Origin of the sequence: Enterobacter sp. 50588862 (assembly GCF_001462935.1) — a bacterium.
GTDB classification, from domain to species: Bacteria; Pseudomonadota; Gammaproteobacteria; order Enterobacterales; family Enterobacteriaceae; genus Enterobacter; species Enterobacter bugandensis.
Window position 1 is genome coordinate 1 of the sequence record NZ_LNHM01000002.1, and the last position, 3670, is coordinate 3670.

Genomic DNA, 3670 nt, shown 5'->3' on the forward strand with positions numbered 1-3670 from the left:
CATGTGTTAGGCCTGCCGCCAGCGTTCAATCTGAGCCATGATCAAACTCTTCAATTTAAGTTTGATGCTCGTGAATTAAACTTCGTAATGAATTACGTATGTTCACTCAGAGACTTGGTATTCATTTTTCGTCCGAGGACGTTAAGAATCCATGTCACTTTGAGTGCCCACACAGATTGTCTGATAAATTGTTAAAGAGCAGTGCAACGCGGCTTTCGCTCACCGTTGCGAGGTGGCGTATATTACGCTTTCCTCTTTCAGAGTCAACCCGTTATTTCAGGATTTTTTCTCTTCAACCGACCGGGTTAACTGTGAAGTGATTCACATCCGCCGTGTCGATGGAGGCGCATTATAGGGAGTTCTCCGCGGGCCGCAACCGCTAAATGACAGAAAAATGACTGACTGCTGCATTCCCCAGCAAAACCCCGCCTTATACCCTTTTACACACAGAGTTATCCACAGCGCTTCGAAAAAGTGAAAATATGCGAGCGTTGCGCAAACGTTTTCGTTAAAATGCTCGCGCTTAACAAGGAGGCCTCGTCAGGTGTGTTAGATGAGTTTTTCGCTGGAAAATTCATCTAACGCTCTCTGTAATCGTGAAATCCAGGGGATTTACCATGCAACAACGTCGTCCAGTCCGCCGCGCTCTGCTCAGTGTTTCTGATAAAGCCGGTATCGTCGAATTCGCTCAGGCACTTTCCGCACGCGGTGTAGAGCTGCTTTCTACAGGCGGTACCGCTCGCCTGTTAGCAGATAAAGGTCTGCCGGTAACCGAAGTGTCCGACTACACCGGTTTCCCGGAAATGATGGATGGACGCGTCAAAACCCTGCATCCGAAAGTGCACGGCGGCATTCTGGGCCGTCGCGGTCAGGACGACGGCATTATGGAACAGCATGATATCGCGCCTATCGATATGGTCGTTGTTAACCTCTACCCGTTCGCCCAGACCGTCGCCCGCGAAGGCTGCTCTCTGGAAGATGCGGTTGAGAATATTGATATCGGCGGCCCAACCATGGTGCGCTCCGCGGCGAAGAACCATAAAGATGTGGCCATCGTGGTGAAGAGCAGCGACTACAGCGCCATTATTAATGAGATGGATGCTAACGACGGCTCCCTCACTCTCGAAACCCGCTTCGACCTTGCGATTAAGGCGTTCGAACACACCGCCGCGTACGACAGCATGATTGCCAACTACTTCGGTAGCCTGGTTCCTGCCTACCACGGTGAAAGCAAAGATCCTTCTGGCCGCTTCCCGCGCACCCTGAACCTGAACTTCATTAAGAAGCAGGATATGCGTTACGGTGAGAACAGCCACCAGCAGGCTGCCTTCTATATAGAAGAAGAGGTAAAAGAAGCCTCCGTTGCGACCGCCCAGCAGGTTCAGGGCAAAGCCCTTTCCTATAACAACATTGCCGACACCGACGCCGCGCTGGAATGCGTGAAAGAGTTCAGCGAGCCGGCCTGCGTTATCGTCAAGCATGCCAACCCGTGCGGCGTTGCGGTAAGCACCTCTATTCTGGATGCCTACGATCGCGCCTACAAAACCGACCCGACCTCCGCATTCGGCGGCATTATTGCCTTCAACCGCGAGCTGGATGCTGAGACCGCGCAGGCCATTATCTCTCGCCAGTTTGTCGAAGTGATCATCGCGCCATCCGCGTCCGAAGAAGCGCTGAAAATCACCTCGGCGAAACAGAACGTGCGCGTACTGGTTTGCGGCCAGTGGGCGGAGCGCGTGCCGGGCCTGGACTTCAAGCGCGTGAACGGCGGTCTGCTGGTTCAGGATCGCGATTTGGGTATGGTGACAGAAGCCGACCTGCGCGTGGTGACCAAACGTCAGCCAACCGAACAGGAACTGCGTGACGCACTGTTCTGCTGGAAAGTGGCGAAGTTCGTGAAATCCAACGCCATTGTCTACGCAAAAGAGAACATGACCATCGGGATAGGCGCAGGCCAGATGAGCCGCGTTTACTCTGCGAAAATTGCCGGTATCAAAGCAGGCGACGAAGGCCTGGAAGTGAAAGGCTCCGCCATGGCCTCTGACGCCTTCTTCCCGTTCCGTGACGGTATTGATGCTGCGGCTGCGGTGGGCATCACCTGTGTGATCCAGCCTGGCGGCTCTATCCGCGACGACGAGGTGATTGCCGCTGCCGACGAACACGGCATCGCAATGATCTTCACCGACATGCGCCACTTCCGCCATTAATTCCCGGAGCAGAAAATGAAAGTATTAGTGATTGGTAACGGCGGGCGCGAGCACGCGCTGGCGTGGAAAGCGGCGCAGTCTCCGCAGGTTAAAACCGTCTTCGTGGCACCGGGTAACGCCGGTACCGCACTGGAACCCGCGCTGCAGAACGTGGCTATCGGCGTGACCGATATCCCGGCGCTGCTGAGCTTTGCCCAGACCGAGAACATCGATCTGACGATTGTAGGCCCGGAAGCGCCGCTGGTGATTGGCGTGGTGGATGCGTTCCGCGCAGCGGGCCTGAAAATCTTCGGCCCAACGGAAGGCGCCGCGCAGCTGGAAGGCTCCAAAGCCTTCACCAAAGATTTCCTCGCGCGTCATAGCATCCCGACGGCGGAATATCAGAACTTCACCGAGGTAGAGCCTGCTCTGGCTTACCTGCGTGAAAAAGGCGCGCCGATTGTGATCAAAGCCGACGGCCTGGCTGCCGGGAAAGGCGTGATCGTGGCGATGACCCTCGAAGAAGCGGAAGCCGCCGTGCAGGATATGCTGGCGGGTAACGCCTTTGGCGACGCGGGCCACCGCATCGTGATCGAAGAGTTCCTCGACGGCGAAGAGGCGAGCTTTATCGTAATGGTCGACGGCGAGCACGTTCTGCCGATGGCCACCAGCCAGGATCACAAGCGCGTGGGCAATGGCGATACCGGCCCCAACACCGGCGGGATGGGCGCTTACTCCCCTGCTCCCGTTGTTACCGATGAGGTGCATCAGCGCACCATGGACCGCATCATCTGGCCTACCGTGAAGGGCATGGCGGCGGAAGGCAATACCTACACCGGTTTCCTTTACGCAGGCCTGATGATCGACAAGCAGGGTAACCCGAAGGTGATTGAATTCAACTGCCGCTTCGGCGATCCGGAAACCCAGCCGATCATGCTGCGCATGAAATCCGACCTGGTGGATCTGTGCCTGGCGGCCTGCGAAGGCAAGCTGGACGAGAAAACCTCAGAGTGGGACGAGCGTGCGTCTCTGGGCGTGGTGATTGCTGCGGGTGGCTATCCGGGGAACTACAGCACCGGAGATGAGATCCACGGCCTGCCGCTGGAAGAGATTGACGGCGCGAAGGTGTTCCACGCCGGTACGAAGCTGGCTGACGATGACCGCGTGCTCACCAACGGCGGCCGCGTGCTGTGTGCGACCGCGCTGGGCCAGACCGTGGCAGAAGCGCAGAAACGCGCCTATGCGCTGATGGCGGATATTCACTGGAACGGCAGCTTCAGCCGTCAGGATATCGGTTATCGTGCTATTGCGCGGGAGCAGGGGGAGTAATTTCCCCCTCACCCTGACCCTCTCCCTCTGTACAGTCCGGGGACATGGTAGACAGGTGTTCGGGGACATGGTGAACACTTTTTAACATCCTTTACCCATGGTGATCGACTTTTTCTTCAGGTCGATCACCCCCACTTTCGTGCTGTACCACCACA

General features: G+C 56.6%; 2 protein-coding genes. Both read left to right on the forward strand.

Going from position 1 to position 3670, the window contains the following annotated elements:
* The first annotated feature begins 617 nt into the window (after window positions 1–617).
* Entirely contained in the window at window positions 618–2207 is a 1590-nt protein-coding gene (purH, locus tag APT89_RS00020; protein ID WP_028015111.1) for a bifunctional phosphoribosylaminoimidazolecarboxamide formyltransferase/IMP cyclohydrolase, read from the forward strand.
* 15 nt (window positions 2208–2222) lie between these two features.
* Window positions 2223–3515 (forward strand): phosphoribosylamine--glycine ligase, encoded by a 1293-nt coding sequence (purD, locus tag APT89_RS00025; protein ID WP_045630299.1) that lies wholly within the window; start codon window positions 2223–2225, stop codon window positions 3513–3515.
* Window positions 3516–3670 lie beyond the last annotated feature (155 nt).

Coding starts and splice junctions, on each gene's coding strand:
- purH (WP_028015111.1), top strand. CDS start 618: ATGCAACAACGTCGTCCAGTCCGCCGCGCTCTGCTCAGTGTTTCTGAT.
- purD (WP_045630299.1), top strand. CDS start 2,223: ATGAAAGTATTAGTGATTGGTAACGGCGGGCGCGAGCACGCGCTGGCG.